General features: G+C 55.9%; 14 protein-coding genes. 6 read left to right on the forward strand and 8 right to left on the reverse strand.

From position 1 onward, the window contains the following. Positions 1-70: 70 nt before the first annotated feature. On the reverse strand, positions 71-988 hold the full coding sequence (locus AC4G46_RS30240; RefSeq protein ID WP_491125876.1) for a MerR family transcriptional regulator: 918 nt from the start codon (positions 986-988) through the stop codon (positions 71-73). 273 nt (positions 989-1,261) lie between these two features. On the opposite strand from AC4G46_RS30240, the gene AC4G46_RS30245 reads away from it, so the two are divergent. Beyond that, positions 1,262-2,788 carry a phospholipase D family protein gene (locus AC4G46_RS30245; RefSeq protein WP_491125877.1) on the forward strand — a complete coding sequence of 509 codons (1,527 nt, stop codon included), beginning with the start codon at positions 1,262-1,264 and terminating at the stop codon, positions 2,786-2,788. A 100-nt stretch (positions 2,789-2,888) separates the two neighbouring features. Here AC4G46_RS30245 and cls read toward each other — a convergent pair whose 3' ends face one another. Then, positions 2,889-4,397: a cardiolipin synthase gene (gene cls, locus AC4G46_RS30250; RefSeq protein ID WP_068728371.1), complete on the reverse strand. Its 1,509-nt coding sequence runs from the start codon at positions 4,395-4,397 to the stop codon at positions 2,889-2,891. Positions 4,398-4,570: 173 nt separating this feature from the next. Between cls and AC4G46_RS30255 the strand changes: the two genes are divergently transcribed. Together AC4G46_RS30255 and AC4G46_RS30260 are read left to right on the forward strand one after the other, a co-directional pair. Continuing rightward, complete coding sequence (locus tag AC4G46_RS30255; protein WP_491125878.1) at positions 4,571-5,503, forward strand: TetR/AcrR family transcriptional regulator; 933 nt, start codon at positions 4,571-4,573, stop codon at positions 5,501-5,503. A 3-nt stretch (positions 5,504-5,506) separates the two neighbouring features. Beyond that, a complete protein-coding gene (locus AC4G46_RS30260; RefSeq protein WP_491125879.1) occupies positions 5,507-8,716 on the forward strand; it encodes an efflux RND transporter permease subunit in 3,210 nt (1,069 codons plus the stop codon). Positions 8,717-8,904: 188 nt separating this feature from the next. Here the strand turns inward: AC4G46_RS30260 and AC4G46_RS30265 are convergent, their stop codons facing one another. After that, the gene (locus AC4G46_RS30265) at positions 8,905-9,600 is read right to left on the reverse strand and encodes a TorD/DmsD family molecular chaperone (protein WP_491125880.1); all 696 of its coding nucleotides are present in this window, start codon (positions 9,598-9,600) and stop codon (positions 8,905-8,907) included. Between the two features lie 323 nt (positions 9,601-9,923). On the opposite strand from AC4G46_RS30265, the gene moaA reads away from it, so the two are divergent. Continuing rightward, a complete protein-coding gene (gene moaA, locus AC4G46_RS30270) occupies positions 9,924-10,925 on the forward strand; it encodes a GTP 3',8-cyclase MoaA (RefSeq protein WP_491125881.1) in 1,002 nt (333 codons plus the stop codon). A 120-nt stretch (positions 10,926-11,045) separates the two neighbouring features. Here the strand turns inward: moaA and AC4G46_RS30275 are convergent, their stop codons facing one another. Next, positions 11,046-11,663 carry a LysE/ArgO family amino acid transporter gene (locus AC4G46_RS30275; RefSeq protein WP_491125882.1) on the reverse strand — a complete coding sequence of 206 codons (618 nt, stop codon included), beginning with the start codon at positions 11,661-11,663 and terminating at the stop codon, positions 11,046-11,048. Between the two features lie 203 nt (positions 11,664-11,866). Between AC4G46_RS30275 and AC4G46_RS30280 the strand changes: the two genes are divergently transcribed. After that, positions 11,867-13,435, forward strand: coding sequence for an aminotransferase-like domain-containing protein (locus tag AC4G46_RS30280; protein ID WP_491125883.1), 1,569 nt, complete (start codon positions 11,867-11,869; stop codon positions 13,433-13,435). A gap of 127 nt (positions 13,436-13,562) precedes the next feature. On the opposite strand, the gene AC4G46_RS30285 is transcribed toward AC4G46_RS30280, so the two are convergent. The 4 genes from AC4G46_RS30285 to mobA form a co-directional block, all read right to left on the reverse strand. Further along, positions 13,563-14,627: a sensor histidine kinase gene (locus tag AC4G46_RS30285; RefSeq protein ID WP_491125884.1), complete on the reverse strand. Its 1,065-nt coding sequence runs from the start codon at positions 14,625-14,627 to the stop codon at positions 13,563-13,565. Further along, positions 14,628-15,305, reverse strand: coding sequence for a response regulator transcription factor (locus AC4G46_RS30290; protein ID WP_491125885.1), 678 nt, complete (start codon positions 15,303-15,305; stop codon positions 14,628-14,630). Next, on the reverse strand, positions 15,235-17,112 hold the full coding sequence (locus AC4G46_RS30295) for an ABC transporter ATP-binding protein (RefSeq protein ID WP_491125886.1): 1,878 nt from the start codon (positions 17,110-17,112) through the stop codon (positions 15,235-15,237). The genes AC4G46_RS30290 and AC4G46_RS30295 overlap by 71 nt, the downstream gene beginning before the upstream one ends. Positions 17,113-17,208: 96 nt before the next feature. Further along, on the reverse strand, positions 17,209-17,847 hold the full coding sequence (gene mobA / locus AC4G46_RS30300) for a molybdenum cofactor guanylyltransferase (RefSeq protein WP_491125887.1): 639 nt from the start codon (positions 17,845-17,847) through the stop codon (positions 17,209-17,211). 296 nt (positions 17,848-18,143) lie between these two features. Between mobA and AC4G46_RS30305 the strand changes: the two genes are divergently transcribed. Then, on the forward strand, positions 18,144-19,370 hold the full coding sequence (locus AC4G46_RS30305) for an MFS transporter (RefSeq protein ID WP_491125888.1): 1,227 nt from the start codon (positions 18,144-18,146) through the stop codon (positions 19,368-19,370). Positions 19,371-19,438 lie beyond the last annotated feature (68 nt).

Here is a 19,438-nt window from a genome sequence, read left to right on the forward strand (position 1 = left end):
TCATAAAACTGCACAAAAAAACCCTTCCGCCCACCCGCAGGTGATTCAGAAAGGTTTATTCAAAGTTGTCTCAGCGATGATTTCTTGCTCCCGTAAATGAATGATCAAACCAATCCTGCCAGCGTTCCGCAGGACTCCCAATAACCTCAGCAGCTTCCGGGACAGGCTCCTCTGCCGCTTCATAGGCTTTGCCTCCCAGAATAAACCGCATTCCCGGCCGTATGGCCTGCAGGCGTGCGATCAGTTCTTTACAGTAAGGCAGCAGCTCCTTGTCTGTAACCGACAGGCAGACCGCGCCGATCCGGCTCTGCGTTTCCAGCATGGCCACCACACCGGCTTCCGGGGTATTGGCACCCAGATATACGACTTCAACCCCGTTTTTACGCAAAAATAGCGAAAACAGCAGCAGACCGACCTGATGGTGCTCCCCTTCCGGACAGAAGGCCAGCACTTTCGGCAAGTGGGCATACACCGGGAACAGGTGGAAAAACTGGTAGAAGCGGTTAGAGACCATATGGGTCATGTAGTGCTCCTGCGCCACCGTCGCCGAGCCTTCCTCCCAGGCATCGCCCACTCTGATCAAAATCGGGACAAGCACCTGATGGAACATTGACTCATAGCCGTACATGGAAAAGCCGAAATCAATCAGCGCATTCGCCCGCTCGCCCTGGAATTCATACAGCGCCGAATAAATCTGCTGCTTCATCTTCTCAAAGGCTTCCCGCGGTGTCCCGACGCCCCCTGCCGGCCCTTCGGCAGCCGGATTTTCTTTACGGGCCTTCAGCAGCCGGACTGCGTGTGAAATACTGATTCCCTGCTTCTCTGTCTGCTCCTTCAGCCAGCGCAGGTCTTCAATATTCTCCTGGGTATACAGCCTGTAGCCGGATTCCGTCCGCTCAGGAGTAACCGCCTGATACCTGTTTTCCCAGGCTCTCAATGTGACAGACGGTATGTCCAGCATTTCGACGACCTGTTTAATCGAGTACACGTTGCACCCCACTCTCTTTCCGTAACCCGTTCATAGTATTTAGATATTTAAACCTTATACAAATCATTTACACTCATTATACATTCGTACCTGTGTTATGTCATCAGATGCAGTTAACCTGCGGATCTGTGATGCTACGGAATAGCCTGCCATGCTTCAGCAAAAAATGTACGTTCAGGCGTTCAGGCTTTTTGGATACAGCTGCTTCACTTGTCCTCCCCGGGAGGTAATAGGTAGTTACAATAACCGGAGCAGACTCAGGAGGACCCTTAAATGAATTCAAGCAGACAACCCGGCACAACGGAACAGCTTTATCAATCCAGCAACTCCATTAGCGGCTCATCCTCTGTCCCCTCCAGGCCGGGGCGGCCGCGCCGCAATATTCTTTTGTGCGCAGCCCTGCTGCTTCTGCTCTGGCTGGCCGGTGTCATAGTCTACCAGATGAACAAGCCACTGCCGCCTGGGATTTCCTATGAAAGCCCGGTGTATAAGGTTAATGACGTTCATTTCTGGCATGACCTGACATATCCGGACGGCAGTGCGGACGGAGGGCGGGAAGAACAGATTCTGCCAAGGATTCTGCAGATTATCGAGGAGTCCAGACAGTTTCTCGTTATCGACCTGTTCCTGTTCAATGACTATACCCATAAAGACCAGCAGTTCCCCGCGGTCAGCCGCGCGCTTACCGATAAGCTTATTGCCCATAAAGCCGCTTATCCGGCTATGGACATCGTTTTTATCACCGATGAGGTTAATACCAACTACGGCTCTGCCCCCAACCATCTGCTGGAGGAGATGAAGGCCGCCGGCATTAAGGTGGTCATCACCGATACTGACAAGCTCCGCGATTCCACGCCTGCCTACTCCGCAGTATGGCGCACCTTCATCCAGTGGTTCGGGCAGTCCGGGAATGGCTGGATTCCCAATCTGATGGCCAGCGGCGGGCCCGATATTACCGCACGCTCCTATTTGAAGCTGCTGAATGTAAAAGCCAATCACCGCAAGGCGGTAGTCAGCGAGAATACTGCCCTTATTTCTTCAGGCAATGTGCATGACCCGAGCGCCTACCATTCCAACATTGCACTGGAGGTGCAAGGTCCGGTTATCGCCGACATTCTGAGAACCGAGCAGGCCGCGGCCGACCTCTCCGGTTCAGGACCGCTGCTGACCACGATGCCGGAATTTACAGAGAACTCAGACGGGCCGCTGGAAATCCGCTATCTGACCGAAGGCAAAGTCTATAAATATACACTCGAGGGCATCCAGAGTGCCGGAGAAGGCGATACCATCTGGATGGGCATGTTCTACCTGGCCGATGATGCCGTTATCCGTGAGCTGCTGAAGGCAGCAGAGCGCGGTGCAGAGGTGCGGCTACTGCTGGATCCGAACCAGAATGCCTTTGGCCGCGACAAAATCGGCATCCCCAACCGCCCTGTAGCCATGAATCTGAACGAGCGTTCCGGCGGAAAGATCGGCATCCGCTGGTATAACACCGGCAAGGAGCAGTATCATGCCAAGCTGATGTTCATTGCCAAGGCTTCCGGCAAATCTATTGTGCTGGGCGGCTCAACGAACTTCACAACCCGCAATCTGGATGATTATAATCTGGAAAATGACCTGTGGGTGTCCGTACCGCAGGATCAGCCGCTCTATGCGGAAATGACCGGCTACTTCAGCCGGCTGTGGAATAACGAGGGCGCCGAATACAGCCTGCCGCTGGAGGAGTACCAGAGCGGAGTTACCTGGCTGAAATACCTCCTTTACCGGGTGCAGACGAGGCTGGGCTTCACCACTTTTTAAGCATAAGCAGACGAATAACCGCCGGGAAGCCTGAATCGCTTCTTCCGGCGGTTATTGTATTTGCGTGTGCTTATCTATGTTGCGGCAGCCTGCCCTCTGCTTACAGCAGCGGCGACATGAGCCGGGCTGCCGATTCCAGCAGCCGCTCAAGCAGGCGCTTGTTCATAAAAGCTTCATGCACAATCTGGCGTGTGGACAGCAGATCACGCTCGAAATCAGCCACAATGCGGGCCACACTCTCCGTCTGCAGCAGCAGCGCATTCACCTCAAAATTCAGGTGGAAGCTGCGCATATCCATATTGGCTGTACCGATTGTGGCCACCTCCCCGTCGATGATAAGCAGCTTGGAGTGAATAAAGCCCTTCTCGTATTCATAAATCTTTACACCGGACTCCAGCAGTGCCGGAAAATAGGAATGCGAAGCCAGGAACGGCAGCCATTTGTCCGGCTTGGCGGGAAACAGCAGGCGCACATCAAGCCCGGACATGGCGGCTACCCGCAGCGCAGTCAGAATGTCCTCATCCGGGATAAAGTAGGGGCTGGCGATCCACACTGATTTTTCCGCAGAGGTAATCATGGAGAAAAAGATATTCTTCAGCGCCCGCCGCTCATTATCCGGCCCGCTGGCAATAATCTGCACGGCCCCATCCCCATTGGTAAACCGCAGCTGGGGCGAGAGATAATCCTGCTCCAGGATCGACTCGCCGGTGGTATGCAGCCAGTCCTGCAGGAAGATAATCTGCATCGTCCGCACAGCCTCGCCCCGCAGCAGCATATGGGTATCCCGCCAGAAGCCGTACGTTTTGCTCCGGCTCAGGTATTCGTCCCCGACGTTCAGCCCGCCCATGAAGCCCACATCCCCGTCGATCACGACGATTTTGCGGTGATTGCGGTAGTTAACCCTGCTGGAGAAAAAGGAGGTGGAATTGCCGTAAGCCGCCACCCTTACCCCCGCATCGGTCATTTCCTTCAGAAAAGCCTTGGAGAGCTGCATGCTGCCCACGGCATCGTACATAAATCTGACGGCAACACCCGCACGGGCCTTCTCGATCAGAATCTGCTGAATCCGCGTCCCGATGTGGTCTGCCCGAAAGATGTAGTACTCCATATGAATATGATGCTGCGCCTGCCGCAGCTCCAGCAGCAGCGTGCCGAACGTTTCCTCCCCGTTGGTCAGAATCCGGGTCTCCGAGCTGAACGAGACCGGCGTCCGGGCCAGCCGCTGAGACAGCCCCAGCAGCTTCTGGCGGGTGGAATCAAATATCGACCAGTCCTGGTATGTATGCAGGGCATCGTTCTCGATCCGCTCGTAGGCCATAAGGTCACGCTGCGCTTTTTTGTCATACTTGCGCCGTTTAAATACGTTCTGTCCGAACAGAAAATAAAACACCAGTCCAAGCACCGGAATAAGCGCCAGCAGCAGAATCCAGGCCATCGTAGTGGAGGGGTTACGGTTCTCCATAAAAATACCGAGGCCGATGGAGATTACCGTCAGCGTGGAGAAAATACTGATGATCGTCCCCGCCGTACTGCCAAAAATGCCGAATCCGAAATAATAAAATGCCAGCAAAGCTGCAATAATGACCAGAGCCTGCAATCCTCTTCTCATAGACAACCTACTCTCTTCTTCAACCTTTCAATACTTGAATTTCCCATCTATATATTACCTGAAGAATCGTTTTCTTCCTACTGGTTTGAATTGGCCCGGAATCTATACTATAATCTTTTTGACCCTCCAGTCAATTGTAGAACCAACAAGTCAGAAAGGGGCTTTAACAGCTTGTGGCTGATAAAAATGCAAACAGACAGGAACTGATTATCAAGACCGCCATGCAGCTGTTCGCAGTAAAAGGCTCGTCCTCCACCTCCATGCAGGAAATTGCCGAGCTATGCGGGATTTCCAAGGGCAGCCTCTACCTGGTATTCAAATCCAAGGAGGAGCTGGAGCGCAGCATCTACATGCACTGCTTCCGGATGATTCATGATCCGCTTCAGCGGGAAGAGCTGCAGAGCCGCAGCAGCCCGCGGGAAAAGCTGCGCAACCAGGTGGAGATTCTGCTTACCCATGTATACGAGCTGCGCGAGTTTTTGCAGCGGCAATTTCAGGAGCTGGCCGGGAAAGGCGGCAATGAGGTGCCGGAATGGATCCGCAAGGCAAGTGCACCGCTTGTACTGTGGTTCCAGAACAAGCTGAACATACTCTACGGCCCTCAGATTCTCCCGTACACAGGGGATCTGTTCCTGTTCGCGGACGGCATGCTCCATGCCTTCATCCGGCTGATATTTGGCCAGGAATCGCAGGTGGCGATCTCGCGCATGGCGGATCATCTGGTTGATCTGCTCGACATCGTTGCGCAAGGCCTGCTGACCGGCCGGCAGGAGCCGCTGATTACCGCTGCCGTGCTGGAGAGCTGGCTGAGCGGCCATGAGGACAGCCGGCGCCGCAGTCCGCTGCAGCTCATCAAAGAGATGCGGAATACACTCAGCGGCGCTCCGCCTGCCGGTCAACCGGATGCAGACGTTGGTCTGGATTCCCTGTCCATCCTGGAGAGCGAATTCCTGATGCCGGAGCCCCGCAAAGCGATTATCCGGGGAATGATCGCCAACCTCCAGGCTTATCCTGCTGTGCACGGGGAGCTTGAAGCACTGCAAAAGCTAGTTTCGCCTTACATTCCAAATTCATGCGCTTTTTTAGAGAGAGGAGCAGAAACGTAACTTATGAAAAGCCTGATTCAATTTTCACTCAAAAACAAATTTGCGATTTGGCTCCTGACGATCATTATCGTATTCGCCGGACTGTACAGCGGTCTGACGATGAAGCAGGAGACACTGCCTAATATCAGCATCCCTTATCTTAGCGTTACAACGATATATCCGGGTGCAGCGCCTGAGGGCGTCGTTAATGATGTCAGCAAGCCGCTGGAGCAGAAGCTCCGCAATGTGGACGGTGTCAAGACCATTACATCTTCATCGCTGGAGAATGCCTCCAGCATCCAGATTGAGTTCGATTACGGAACGAATCTGGATAATGCCACAGCCGCTGTACGCGAGGCGCTGAATGAAGTGACCCTGCCGGAGGATGCCCGGAAGCCGCAGATTTCCCGGTTCAGCCTAAGCTCGCTGCCGGTTATCTCGCTCAGCCTGGCGGGCAACGGCCCGGCGGATCTTGAGGAGCTGACCCGTATTGCCGAGAACGACATCCGGCCTGCCCTGGAAGATATCGAGGGTGTCGCCTCCGTGTCGATCGCCGGCCAGTATGTGAAGGAAGTCTCCCTCAAGTTCGACCAGGCGAAGCTGAAGCAATACGGCCTGACCGAAGATACGGTAAAAGGTATTGTCCAGGCCTCGTCCCTGCGTGTACCGCTTGGCCTGTTTGAAATGGACGAATCGCAAAAGGCGGTTGTCGTAGACGGCAACATCAGCACGGTGGAGGATCTTGAAAATCTGGCGGTGCCGCTTGTGCCTTCCGCAGCCGCCGGTTCAGCCGGTGCTGGTGCAGGGGCGGGCGGTGCTGTCGGGACGGGTGCCAATGCAGCCGGTGCCGGTGCCGGTGCTGGTGCCGCTGGTGCCGCTGGTGCTGCTGGTGCGGGCGTGCCTAATGCAGGTGCCGCAGCTGCCGCCGGGCTTCCGACCGTGAAGCTTGGAGAGCTTGCCGCGATTGAGGTCACCGGCAAATCGGAGTCGATCTCCCGTACGAACGGCAAGGAATCCATCGGTATCCAGATTGTGAAAGCTAATGATGCCAACACGGTTGAGGTTGTAAACAGCGTCAAGGACAAGACCGAGGAGCTCAAAGAGCAGTACGGGTCGCTTGACCTGACTGTGCTGCTTGATCAGGGTAAGCCGATTGAAGATTCTGTGCATACGATGCTGTCCAAAGCTGTTTTTGGCGCCCTTTTTGCGGTCCTGATCATCCTGCTGTTCCTGCGGAATATCCGCTCCACCATCATTTCCATTATCTCCATTCCGCTGTCGCTGCTCATTGCTGTGCTGTGTCTGCGCCAGATGGATATTACCCTTAACATGATGACACTTGGCGCGATGACCGTCGCCATCGGCCGGGTTGTCGATGACTCGATCGTCGTTATCGAGAATATTTACCGCCGCATGTCACTTTCCGGCGAGAAGCTGCGCGGCAGAGAGCTGATCAGCGCGGCTACGCGCGAAATGTTCGTACCCATCATGTCTTCGACGATTGTTACGATCGCCGTATTCCTGCCGCTTGCTTTTGTCAGCGGAATGGTGGGCGAGCTGTTCCTGCCGTTTGCCCTGACCATGGTCTTCTCGCTGATTGCTTCCCTGATTGTGGCCATCACCCTGGTACCTGCACTGGCTCATTCCCTGTTCCGGGGCGGCCTCAAAAAAGGCAAAAAGGTACACGAGGAAAAACCGGGCAGAATGGCTGCAGGCTATCAGAGAATCCTGGACTGGTGTCTCTCTCATAAACTGATTACGTTTGGAGCCGCAGTACTGCTGCTTGCAGGCAGCTTGTTCCTGATCAAACCGATCGGGGTCAGCTTCATGCCGTCCCAGGAGGACAAGAGTGTAATCATGACCTTCTCGCCAAAAGCCGGACAGACGGCAGAGGATGTGCAGGAGCAGGGTCTGAAGGCTGAGAAGTTCATTCTCGCCCAGGAGCATGTAACCAACCTGCAGTACTCCATCGGGGGCAGCGGGTTCATGGGAATGGGCTCTAATAACTCCGGCCTTTTCTATATTACCTATGACAGCGATACTCCAGACTTTGAAACGGTAAAAGAAGAGCTGATTGAAAATCTGACGGCTGAAGTGCCGGATGGCGTGTGGGGTGACATGTCCGGCATGGCCGGCGGAGGCCTCGGCGGCAATACGCTGACTGTAAATATCTTTGGCGACACGCTGGAGCAATTGAAGCCGGTGGCCGACGAGATAGCCGGCATTGTGAATGCCGACACCAAAAACTTCAAGGACGGGGAAACCAGCCTCTCCGAATCGTATGAGCAATACACGATCGTTGCCGATCAGGCCAAGCTCAGCTCGCTCGGTCTGACTGCCGGACAGCTTGCTATGAAGCTGAGCCCGGTGAATACCCGTCCTGTGCTGACGGAAGTGGCTGTGGACGGCAAGAATTACAACGTCTACATTGAAGCTGATACAACGACTTATAGCAGCATTAAGGAAATGGAAGACGCTCTGCTTACCTCGCCGCTTGGATTTACAGTGCCGGTCAGCCAGGTCGCAACCATCGAAAAAGGCACTTCGCCGGACTCGATCACCCGGATCGACGGTAAAATGAGCGTAGAAGTCACTGCAGACATTATCGCTACTGACGTAAACAGTGCCTCGAACAGTGTGAAGGAAAAAATAGAAGCGCTCGATCTCCCTGATGGAGTCACCGTTTCCTTTGGCGGTGTAACCGAGCAGATCAATGAGACCTTCGGCCAGCTTGGAATCGCCATGGCAGCGGCCGTTGCCATTGTATACTTTGTGCTCGTCGTCACCTTCGGCGGCGGTCTGGCACCGTTCGCGATCCTGTTCTCCCTGCCGTTCACCGTCATTGGCGCCCTCGTCGCCCTGCTGCTGGCCGGGGAGACGCTGAACGTCTCCGCACTCATGGGTGCGCTGATGCTGATCGGGATCGTCGTTACCAACGCGATCGTACTGATTGACCGTGTCATCCACAAAGAAAACGAAGGAATGACCACGCGGCAGGCCCTGCTAGAGGCCGGCGGCACCCGCCTCCGCCCGATTCTGATGACGGCCCTCGCCACCATCGGTGCACTGCTTCCGCTGGTTACCGGCCTTGAGAACAGCGCCGGCATTATTTCCAAGGGACTCGGCGTGACCGTTATCGGCGGTCTGGTCAGCTCTACCCTGCTGACACTCGTTGTCGTGCCGGTAGTCTATGAGTTCCTGATGAAATTCCGCAAGAAGCGGGCCCAGGAGTAAATTATTGGCTCGAAGAACTGCTGGTTCACAGCAGCTCAGTCAACTAAGCCGTAGTGTTTGTACAATGTACGCTTAAACAACGGTTCTCCTTATAAATACAAAGCCGAAAAAGGCGCCTTCCCTAAACGGAAAGGCGCCTTTTCAGCATTAAGTATATTCAGATATAGCTAGGATAACGTTCCCTCATCCTAAGCCATTGTTGAGGCGCTGCTCTCCAGCGAAGCCCTCCAGGCACGCAGCATCTGCAGATCCTGCGGCAGGAATTCCTCCAGCATATGGCTGAGGCCCAGATACAGCGGGCTGGACGTTGCTGCATTCAGCCGGCTGCAGAACTGCGGCGTCCACTTCAGCAGATGCTCCTCCAGGAAGCGTACCTGGATATCCAGTAGCTCCATTGCGCTGCGCACAGAGAAGCTGTTGAACAGCATCCGTTCATGCATAACGGCCATGAATTCCAGTTCAATCGAGATATGGTCATCTGCTTCGCCGCTGCACTTCTTAAATACAATACCTGCAGAAGCATACAGCTCGGACAGCTCATTGCAGAATTCCTGCTCCCGGCCGAGCTGAACAGCCTCGCGTGCAGAAAACAGGCTGGCAGAGCACTCGTTCATCAGTCTCACATACTCGCCCTTCTCCTTCTCGCAGATCTGCGGAAGCTCCGACGGGTCCTGGCCGCACAGGTAGCGCTTCAGCTCCCGTCCGCCCTCCGTCAGCTCTGCAGCAATACTCATCTGCCGGTTCGCTCTCCACTGGGCAACAAGCGAGAGGGACGGCTTTCTGCCGTAAAAATCAACCAAGATCTGATATATTAAACCGCGGCTCTCGAGCCAGCGGCTAAACACCTCCGGTACAACAAGCGCTGGAACAGTGGGTATCGTCATTTTGCAAAACCTCCCTATTGGTTTGACCGGGCGCATCTTCTGGGGCAGCTGATCAGCTGCTGCGCTTCCGGTATCATAGCTGTGTCTTTCGCAAAAGATCAAATGTAAAGACTTCTGTCTAGGCACCTTTATTATATCGAACATGTAAAGCGCTTTCGGTGAGCATTCTATGTCCATTGGGATAAATTGTCGCACTTCTGTCAAATTTAGACTGCGCCTCTGTACTATTGTCCCCCTATCATTTAGGTTGTCCTTTTATTGACGGAAACTATAGTAGTCTTTAAAATTTAATATAAAATACGTCATGAAGAAGGGAAGAGCTTATGGAACCGTTGACGGACCCTTTTGGACGATTACATGATTATCTCCGCATTTCGGTTACAGACCGCTGCAACCTGCGCTGCATTTATTGTATGCCGGCGGAAGGAATGCAATTCCAGCCGCAGGACGAGATTATGAGCTATGAAGAAATTACCGCTGTAGTGAAGGCGCTCGCGCCGCTCGGGCTGCGCAAAGTACGGCTCACCGGCGGAGAACCGCTGGTGCGCAAGGATCTGGAGCAGCTTGTCTCCATGATTGCTGCCATACCAGGGATTGACGATATCTCACTCACCACCAACGGCATGATGCTCCCCACCAAAGCCGCCCTGCTGAAGCAGGCCGGGCTGTCGCGGGTGAATATCAGCCTTGATTCACTGAAGCAGGACCGCTTCTCGATGATCACGCGCGGCGGTGATGTCTCCAGGGTGCTGAAGGGAATTGAAGCCGCCCATGCGGCCGGTCTCTCCCCGATCAAGCTGAACGTCGTGCTGATGAAGGGCATCAATGATGATGAAATCAAGGATTTCATCTCGCTCACTTTGAACAGCCCGCTTAATGTGCGGTTCATTGAATATATGCCGATCGGCAGTGCCAGTGATTCCTGGCGGCAGACCTATCTGCCGCTGGAGACGGTCATCGACGCCTGCACTGCGGCCGGCTGGACAACTGAGGAAGCCGGGATGCCCTCCGGCAACGGCCCTTCACAGAACCGGCGCGTTACCGGTGCGCAGGGCACCTTCGGGCTGATCCATCCGGTCAGCGAGCATTTCTGCGACAACTGCAACCGGCTGAGGCTGACGGCCGACGGCCACATCAAAGCCTGCCTGTACTGGGCGGACGAATACAATGTACGCCCGCTCGTGCAGGACCCTGCGGCCGTGCAGGACTTGTTCCGCCGGGCGCTGGGCAACAAGCCGCATAATCATGAGATGGCACTGGCCCTGGAGAAGAAGGCCCAGAGCCATACGCCGACCAAGCGGCGCATGTCGCAGATCGGCGGCTGACATAAGACGGGGGTGTTCCACCAGCCTGTAACGGCTGTTTGGAACACCCCTTACATTTTTAGTAATCCCGCTAACCATCTGGGCCCGTTTTCATGTCACCGCTCTGTTATGCGGGTTATTTTAGGCCTGGAAGCTTCTCCAGAGCTGAAGCCCCATATAAACAGCCATCACCCAGATCAGCAGTGCCGATCCCCGGTTCAGCAGCCGGATGGCCTTGCCTGAGGTATCCGCACGTCCGAGTATTCTCCCTGCCCCTGCCAGACCCAGGAACCACAGCCAGGATACAGCCGCCGTTGCCGCAGCGAATGCCCAGCGTTCAGCCCCTTCGTAGCCGAGCGAGCCCGTACCGATAACACCGACGGTATCCAGCAGGGCATGCGGATTCACCAGTGACACTGACAGCGCGTAGCCGACCTGCCCTCTGGTTGAGAGCTGCTTCACCTCACCGGATGCCGGAGCCGCCGACCATATCTGCCAGCCCATGTACCCAAGGAACAGCACGCCCGCCCCGTAGACTACCGGAGTCAGCCAGTCCAGCGTAAGCAGCAGCAGCGACACACCGCCGACCGCAGCAGCGATCAGCAGCGTGTCACACAGCGCAGCCGTTACAACGACGGGCAGCACACTGCGAAAACGTGAATGCAACGCCCCCTGGTTAAACACAAATATGTTTTGCACCCCTAACGGTAAAATCAGTCCAAAAGCCAGAATCATTCCATGTATAATTGCCTCTGTCATTATAAGCTCCCCTTTTCCGCCATTCCGTTGCCCGTTTATCGTACACGCTTCCGTCCCGCCAGTAACCATCCAAATCTTATTCAACCTGCCATCCATGTTAAGAACAAACTGCAGAGTATGCTATACTCCGGTTAAAAGAGGCCCAAAGAGATGAGCCTTATACAATCCATCAATAAACTCAGCATAGAAAAGGAGCCTGCCCTTTGAATTTGAACGCCAGCCGGCCGGGCGTCCGGCAAGCCCACACTACACCGCAAAATACTGTTAGCTCTTCACCATCAGGCGTACCGCTCGACAACGCTGTGCCTGCCGCTTATTTTCAGGAGGACTGGCGGCCCGACCCTGCTTCTCCGCTGCCGCTGCACGTGCAAATATCGTCCTGCTTCAGCGCGAGGATCAGCAGCGGCGCCTGGCCCGCGGGCATGAAGCTGGCCCCGCAGCGTGAGCTCAGCCGCCTGCTTGGCGTGAACCGCAGCACGTTAATGACGGCGCTGGGAACGCTTGCCGGGCAGGGGCTGATTGAGGGCAGGCGCGGCGGGGGGACGCGGGTTACCGCTGCCGGCAACCACAGTATCAACAGTACTGCTCCCGGCAGCTGGAGTGATTATCTGGAGGAGGGGACACATTACCCCAATCTCCCAGCTGTGCAGGCGATCAACCGGCTTGAATTCGAGCCGGGACTGATCCGCCTCGGTACCGGTGAGCCTGCGCCTGGGCTGCTGCCCGGCGAAGCCATGAACCGGGTTCTGGCAGAACTCGCCGCCAGGCCTCTGCCGCCCCTGGCCTACGAGGAGCCTCTCGGCAATGCCGGGCTCCGCAGCGCCGTCAGCCGCCAGCTGCTGAAGCAGGGGATTCAGGCTGAGCCCGGCTCTATTCTGATCACCTCCGGCGCGCTCCAGGGGCTGCAGCTGATTGCGCTGGGCCTCTTGCCGCGGAGCTCGACAATCCTGCTGGAGAAGCCGTCCTACCTCTACTCCATTCATGCCTTTCAATCTGCAGGCATAAAGTTCAGCGGCCTGCCGGTGGATGAGAGCGGCATGGTGGTCAGCCGGCTGGCGGCGGAAGCCCTGCGGACCAAGGCGGCCATGCTCTACACCATCCCGAGCTTCCACAATCCAACCGGAATTGTCATGGATGAGGCGCGGAGGCAGGAGCTGATGGCTGTGTCCGGCGGGCTTGGCCTGCCGGTTCTGGAGGACGGGGCTTATCAGGAGCTGTGGCTGGATGCACCGCCCCCGCTGCCGCTGAAGGCGCTGGACCGCGAAGGCAGAGTGCTGCATCTGGGCACACTCTCCAAAGCGGCCAGCCCGGGCCTGCGCATCGGCTGGATCGTCGGCCCGGAGCCGGTCATCCGCCGGCTCGCCGACATCAAAATGCAGACTGATTACGGTGCAAGCTCCCTGTCCCAGATGGCCGCCGCCCGGTGGCTGGACGGCGGCTACCACGAAGAGCACCTTTCGCTGCTGCGTGGCCGGCTGCGTGAACGGCGTGCGCTGATGCTGCAGCTGCTGGACGCCCATTTCAGCGGGCTGGCCTCCTGGAGCGCACCTGCCGGCGGCTTCTACATCTGGCTGTCCCTGCACCGCCCGCTGCCGCTGCGCCGGCTGTTCGAGTCCGCCCTGCAGGCCGGGCTGCTGCTCAACACCGGCGATCTGTACGACCGCGGCGACAGCCGGCATCTCCGGCTCTCCTACGCCTATGCATCTCCCGATGAGCTGCAAAGAGGCCTGCCGGCATTGGCCGCAATCATAAGAGAACCCGTCAAAATGTAACCTTAATATGTATGCAGACTCAGGTACTCCGCCGGGACGCCGGAACAAAAAGAGCAGCAGCTGACAAATTGACATTTGTCAGCTGCTGCTGTCTACCACAAGATTTGCTGTGCCATATCAGGCAGCTTTATTGAAGCCGCTGCGGCAGCCGGACCACAAAATCCGTCCCCTCGCCGGGGCGGCTTGTTACCGTTATACTGCCTTCATGGAGATCGACAATCTTTTTTACCAGCGATAGACCCAGCCCGCTTCCGCCCCCGCTGGCGCTCCGTGCCTTATCCGCCTTGTAGAACCGTTCAAAAATCCGCGGCAGCTCCTCCTCCGAAATCCCGATTCCGCTGTCCCGCAGCTCCACCTCGACGCCATGCTCCACCGGCCTCAGCCGGACATAAATCTGCCCGCCCTGCGGCGTGAATTTGATGCTGTTATGCAGCAGGTTGGTCCATACCTGGCTCATCAGATCCTGGACGGCAACGACCATGGTTTCCCCCAGGTCTGCCTCCACTTCAATATCCTTTTCCAGCCACTGCGGCTCGGCAGCCAGAATCATTTCGCGCAGCTGCTTATCCAGCCGGTACGGCTTCGTCTCAAAGGGAAAGCCCCCCGCCTCCAGCGCCGACAGCTTCAGCAGATTGTCGCTGAGTCCGGACAGCCGGCTGCTCTCCGCCTCGATAATATCCAGATAGTGCTGCCTGGTCTCTGCACTGATCCCTTCATCGCGCATCGCGCGGGCAAAGCCGCGGATGGAGGTAAGCGGTGACTGGATTTCATGCGACACATTGGAGATAAAGTCCTGGCGCATAATCTCCATCCGGCCCAGTTCACTGGCCATCTCATTAATGCCCTCGACTATGGTGCCGAACTGTCCGAAGCGCCGGCTGTTTTCGATTTCCACCTTGAAATTTCCCTGGGCGATTTGCCGCATGGCTGTAATAATCGGGATAAAAAAGGCCCTTTTGTCCCCCCGCAGGCGGCCGATCAGCGCCGTTGTGCCGGCCAGCAGAAACAAAATGAGGAACTGCAGCACCATCGTCAGCAGCTGGGATTTATATGGCGTCAGGGACCAGCCAAAATGCTTCTCCAGCAGCTTTAACCCGAAATACCCCCCGTTCCATGAGAGATAGAAGCCTGTAATCACCACTAGGATACTCATAACCGCTTTGAAAATATCCGCCGCCCGGCCTCTGTCCATCTATTTATCCACCTCCAGGCGGTAGCCCAGCCCGCGGATCGTGCGGATATGGAACGCATACTCTTCCCGGGGAAACCGCTCGCGCAGCCGCCCTACGTGCACATCCAGCGTCCTTTCGTTTCCCTCATAGTCATAGCCCCAGATCTCCTCAATCAGCCGGTCGCGCGTCAGCGTCTGCCCCGGATAGCTCGCCAGCTTGAACAGCAGCTCGAATTCCTTGAGCGGCAGCGTAAGGCTGCCGAGCTCCGAGGAGACCTCATAGGTTTTGCGGTTCATCCGCAAACGGCCGATAGTAACACTCTGCGCGGCAGAAATCTGGTAGCGCTTCAGCAGCGCTTTTACCCTGGCTATCAGCACCGGCGGCTCAAACGGCTTCACCAGATAGTCGTCAGTACCAAGCTCAAACCCTTTAACAATCTGCGCGGTTTCTCCCTTGGCGGTCAGCATCAGAATCGGAATATCATAGCTCCTGCGCAGCTCGCGGCACAGCTCCCAGCCGTTCATCCGGGGCATCATCACATCAATAATTGCCAGGTCCGCACTGTTCTCCTCCATCAGCTTCAGCGCCTCCACACCATCGGAAGCACTATATACCTCATCCATGCCTTCAGCCTTCAAAAAGACTTCCACCAATTCGCGGATGTGCGGATCGTCGTCCGCCACCAGTATTTTGGCCATATTCCAAAGGTGCCTCCTCTTCTTCTGCCGGGGCGCTCTCCAGCTCAGGTACATTCATTTGCAGCTGCTGCTCCGCGAATTCCCGGTACAGCTCATGCTCCAGCAGCAGCTCCTTGTGAGTGCCTTTGCCGGTAATCCGGCCTTTTTCCATAAAAATAATCTGGTCCGCATTCACGACCGTCGCGAGCCGGTGGGCAATAACGATCGTTGTCCGCCCCTTCATCAGGTTCGACAAAGCCTTTTGTACAACCGCCTCAGACTGGCTGTCAAGGCTTGAGGTTGCCTCATCCAGCATCAGAATCTGCGGATCACGCAGCAGCGCCCGGGCAATCGCAATCCGCTGGCGCTGTCCGCCGGACAGCTTCACACCGCGTTCACCGACATCGGTCTGATACCCGTCCGGCAGCTCCGCAATGAACTTGTCGGCATACGCCATCTCCGCAGCACGCCGCATTTCGGCTTCAGTGACCTCCCGGTCCAGCCCATAGGCGAGATTGTCGGCAATCGTTCCGGCGAGCAGGGGGCTTTCCTGTGATACATAGCCGATCAGCTTACGCCAGGAGCGAAGCGAGAAGGTGGACACAGGCTTACCGCCAAGTTTAATGAGGCCGTGATCCGGTTGATAAAAGCGTTCCAGCAATGAGAAAAGCGTTGTTTTCCCGCCGCCGCTCGGACCCACAATCGCTGTAACCTGGCCCGGCTGCATGGTGAAGCTGACCTTATTCAGCACCGGCTTACCAGTCTTATATCCAAAGCTCAGGTCTTCTATCACAATTGGCGCTTCCAACTGAACGGCTTCCTCAGCCCCTTCGTATTTTTCCTCCTCCGCCGCCAGCGTTTCAATGATCCGTTCCGAAGCGCCTTTGGCCTTCTGGATCTGGGTGAAGAATTGGGTAAGCTGTGTCAGCGGCATCACAATCTGGATCAGATAGAGGATAAAAGCGACCAGCTCGCCAGCGGTTAACGCACCCGAAGACACCTGCATGCCCCCGTAGCCGATAATCACCACCAGCAGCATCATGAACACGAAGGAGACCAGCGGGCTGATCATCGCACTGATTTTACCTTCCCGTATGCCAAAAGAGAGCAAATTCATAATGCCGGTCCGCCCGGCCTCATATTCTTTAGCCTCCGCCCCGGAGGACTTCACCAGCCGGATTTCTGACAACACCCCGCTTAGCGTAGCGGTAAAAGAAGCCGTTTCGTCCTGTGTCCCTTTCGATATTTTGTACATCTGGCGGCCCAGCGGCACAAGAATAAGCGCGGACAACGGCAGCACGGTGAACAGCACCAGCGTCATTTTCCAGTTCAGATACAGCAGGACCGAAATCGAGCCGACAATTGAAATCACGCCGGTGAACAGGCTGGCCAGATGCTCGGAAATGAGTGTTTTGAGAATTCCGGTATCATTGGTCATCCGGCTGACGCTTTCGCCTGTGCGGTTATCGTTGAAATAGGACACGGGCAGCACCAGGAATTTGCGCCACAGCCGGTCACGCAGCGCCGCCACTGTCTTTTGTCCCACATAATTCAGCAGGTATATGGAGACACCGCCGGCAATCGTCTGGGCGATGAACGCTCCGGCAATGCCCGCAATCTGCAGCCTGCTAATGGAGGCCAGGGAGAAGCCGTCGACCAGATTTTTGGTGAACATGGGGATGACGAGGCCGACCAAGGTTGAAACCATGCTCAGCAGAACGGCGGCTGCAAGAAGCCCGTAGGAGGGCTTGGTCTGATGCAGCAGCTTCAGGAACGGCTTCATGGCCGCACCCTGCCGCTCCTTCCGGTCCGGTTTATTTGTATTCATGGGATTCCTCTTTTCTTGGCGGATTGATCTTCTGTAGTTTAAGGCGGATATTTAAACTGAAATTAAACAGGATTAGAAAAGTTAGTGCCTTAGAGCTCACTGCACAAGCGCTGCAGCTGCTGCATAGTCCGCTGGTGTGTTCATGTTGAATACAGGAGATGGCGTATCGGCTGCAGCTGATGTAAACCCGGACTCCGGCACATATAGCACATCCAGCTTATTAAGACAGTCCATGAACCTGTAATTGCCGGCATCAAGCGCAGCCTCCAGCACGGGGAGCACCCGCTTGTGATACAGTCCGAGGAGCGGCTGCACCCGGCCTTCCCGGGATAATGCCACTGCGGCATCTGCACCGCCGGTCAGCCCGGGGCTGCCGGTATTCACTTGGCTTTCTGCGTGAGCGGTGAGCATATAACGCAAAAACTCCGCCGAGGCAAACGGCAGGTCACAGGCCGCCACCAGATTCCATTCCTGCTGCGTATAGCTGAGTGCGGCATGAAGTCCGGCCAGCGGGCCGCAGCCCGGATAGACATCCGTCACCTGCAGCAGCCCGAAGCTGCTGTACTCCCGGCGCTGCCGGGGTCCGCAGGCGATGATTGTGCTTTCGGCCAGCTTCGACAGCTCGTCCGCCAGCCGGGCCAAGACCGGCCTGCCGCCAAGCTCAAGCAGCGCTTTATCTGTACCCATGCGGCGCGAAGCTCCGCCGGTAAGTATAATTCCTGAATAACGCGTCATGTTGTCCTCCTGTTGCGGGATATAATATGATCATCGTATCAGACTTTATCATCTGAAAACAGCGGAACGGCGGGACAATAGGCGTCTGTACGTAACGGGTTAAAAGGATCAACAAATGTACCATCTGCTACTGGAGGGTTATGTGCATGCGTCGCAATAAAAAGCCGGCCTGTACTCTTTTTAAGGCTGCGTTTTGTAAAACATGGTTTGTATCCCTTTTCAACTAATGTTACAGTGATGTATGGGGCCTATTTCATAGTGCTTTCGTGGAAGGCATGGCACCTGGCGGGAAAGGAGTGCCCAATTTGCGGGACAATGACAATAAGCAGTCAACTTTTGCCTCTCTGAAATGGTTTAACTTTTTTGTATACGGCACAGTCGTTCTGTTCACCAGCTTTTTTCCGCTTTATCTGCAGGATGTCGGCATGAACAAGCTTGAAATCGGCAGCCTGATGTCGGTAGGCGCACTGGTTTCCATCGTAGCCAATCCGTTCTGGGGAATCTGGACCGACAAGTATCAGAATATCCGGAGGATCGTCCTTGTAATGCTTACCGGGACACTGGTGCTGTCGCAGCTTGTTTTTCAGGCCTATACATATGAAATGATTTATATCTCCATCCTTTTTTTCTATTTCTTCCAGGGTCCGCTGTTCGCCCAGAGCAATACCATGATTCTCAGCTATATCGAGAATACGGGACAACGCTTCAGCTCCTACCGGCTGTGGGGTTCGCTGGGCTGGGCCTTTACGGCTATTTTGGCGGGTCCGGTGATTGAGTGGGCTGGTGTGTCCGTGTTGTCCTATCTGTTCGCAGTGCTGCTCGGCCTGGCGATGCTCACCCTGGTTGCGCTCCCGCGGCTGAGTCACTCCATCGGGATTGCGCCGCTGCCGTTCAAGGGCTTCCGGCAGATTTTTTATAATCCTTTCTTTCTGTGCTTCATCTTCTTCGGCATCCTGGTGTCCATCCCCAATACGATGAACAACACCTTTGTGTCGCTGTATATAACCGAGCTTGGCGGCAGCAAAACCATGATCGGACTCGCCGTTTTCCTCTCCTCCATTCTGGAGATGGGCGTCCTGGTGCTGTGCGACCGCTTCCTGAAGCGCAAAATTTCCGTGCTGCTGGGCTTGCTGGCTGCGGTAAGTGCGCTGTTCCTGTTCCGCTGGGGCCTGATGGCCGGGGCAACTTCCCCGGTTCAGGTGGCACTCATCCAGATTCTGCACTGCATTACCTTCGGGGGCTTCTTCTATGTCGGCACCCAGCTGACGATGCTGCTGGTTCCAAAGCCTTACCGCTCCTCTGGACAGGCTCTGTATACGCTGACCTGGAGCGGCATCGCCGGCATTCTGGGCGGCGTGCTCGGCGGGTGGCTGTACCAGAACCTTGGCGCACAGAGCATGTACCAGTCCGGCGCTTTTCTCGCCTTCATCGGGACCTGCGGCTTCGGCCTGATGGCGCTGTTCGTCATCCGCGGCGGCTACCGCCCGAATGCCCAGGAGGAGCTGGAGGAGTTTGAGAAATGAGGGGCCGGATCCACTGACCGAAATGCCGGTGATGTCATTGACGCTGCTAACCGGCAGATTTTATAATC

The sequence above is a fragment of the Paenibacillus sp. fava2 genome, from assembly GCF_058313675.1.

Bases quoted from the DNA above. Each gene is read 5' to 3' on its own strand.
- AC4G46_RS30275 (WP_491125882.1), bottom strand. From the start codon at position 11,663: ATGACAGAGGCAATTATACATGGAATGATTCTGGCTTTTGGACTGATT.
- moaA (WP_491125881.1), top strand. From the start codon at position 9,924: ATGGAACCGTTGACGGACCCTTTTGGACGATTACATGATTATCTCCGC.
- AC4G46_RS30290 (WP_491125885.1), bottom strand. From the start codon at position 15,305: ATGGCCAAAATACTGGTGGCGGACGACGATCCGCACATCCGCGAATTG.
- AC4G46_RS30245 (WP_491125877.1), top strand. From the start codon at position 1,262: ATGAATTCAAGCAGACAACCCGGCACAACGGAACAGCTTTATCAATCC.
- AC4G46_RS30295 (WP_491125886.1), bottom strand. From the start codon at position 17,112: ATGAATACAAATAAACCGGACCGGAAGGAGCGGCAGGGTGCGGCCATG.
- AC4G46_RS30285 (WP_491125884.1), bottom strand. From the start codon at position 14,627: ATGGACAGAGGCCGGGCGGCGGATATTTTCAAAGCGGTTATGAGTATC.
- AC4G46_RS30260 (WP_491125879.1), top strand. From the start codon at position 5,507: ATGAAAAGCCTGATTCAATTTTCACTCAAAAACAAATTTGCGATTTGG.
- cls (WP_068728371.1), bottom strand. From the start codon at position 4,397: ATGAGAAGAGGATTGCAGGCTCTGGTCATTATTGCAGCTTTGCTGGCA.
- mobA (WP_491125887.1), bottom strand. From the start codon at position 17,847: ATGACGCGTTATTCAGGAATTATACTTACCGGCGGAGCTTCGCGCCGC.
- AC4G46_RS30265 (WP_491125880.1), bottom strand. From the start codon at position 9,600: ATGACGATACCCACTGTTCCAGCGCTTGTTGTACCGGAGGTGTTTAGC.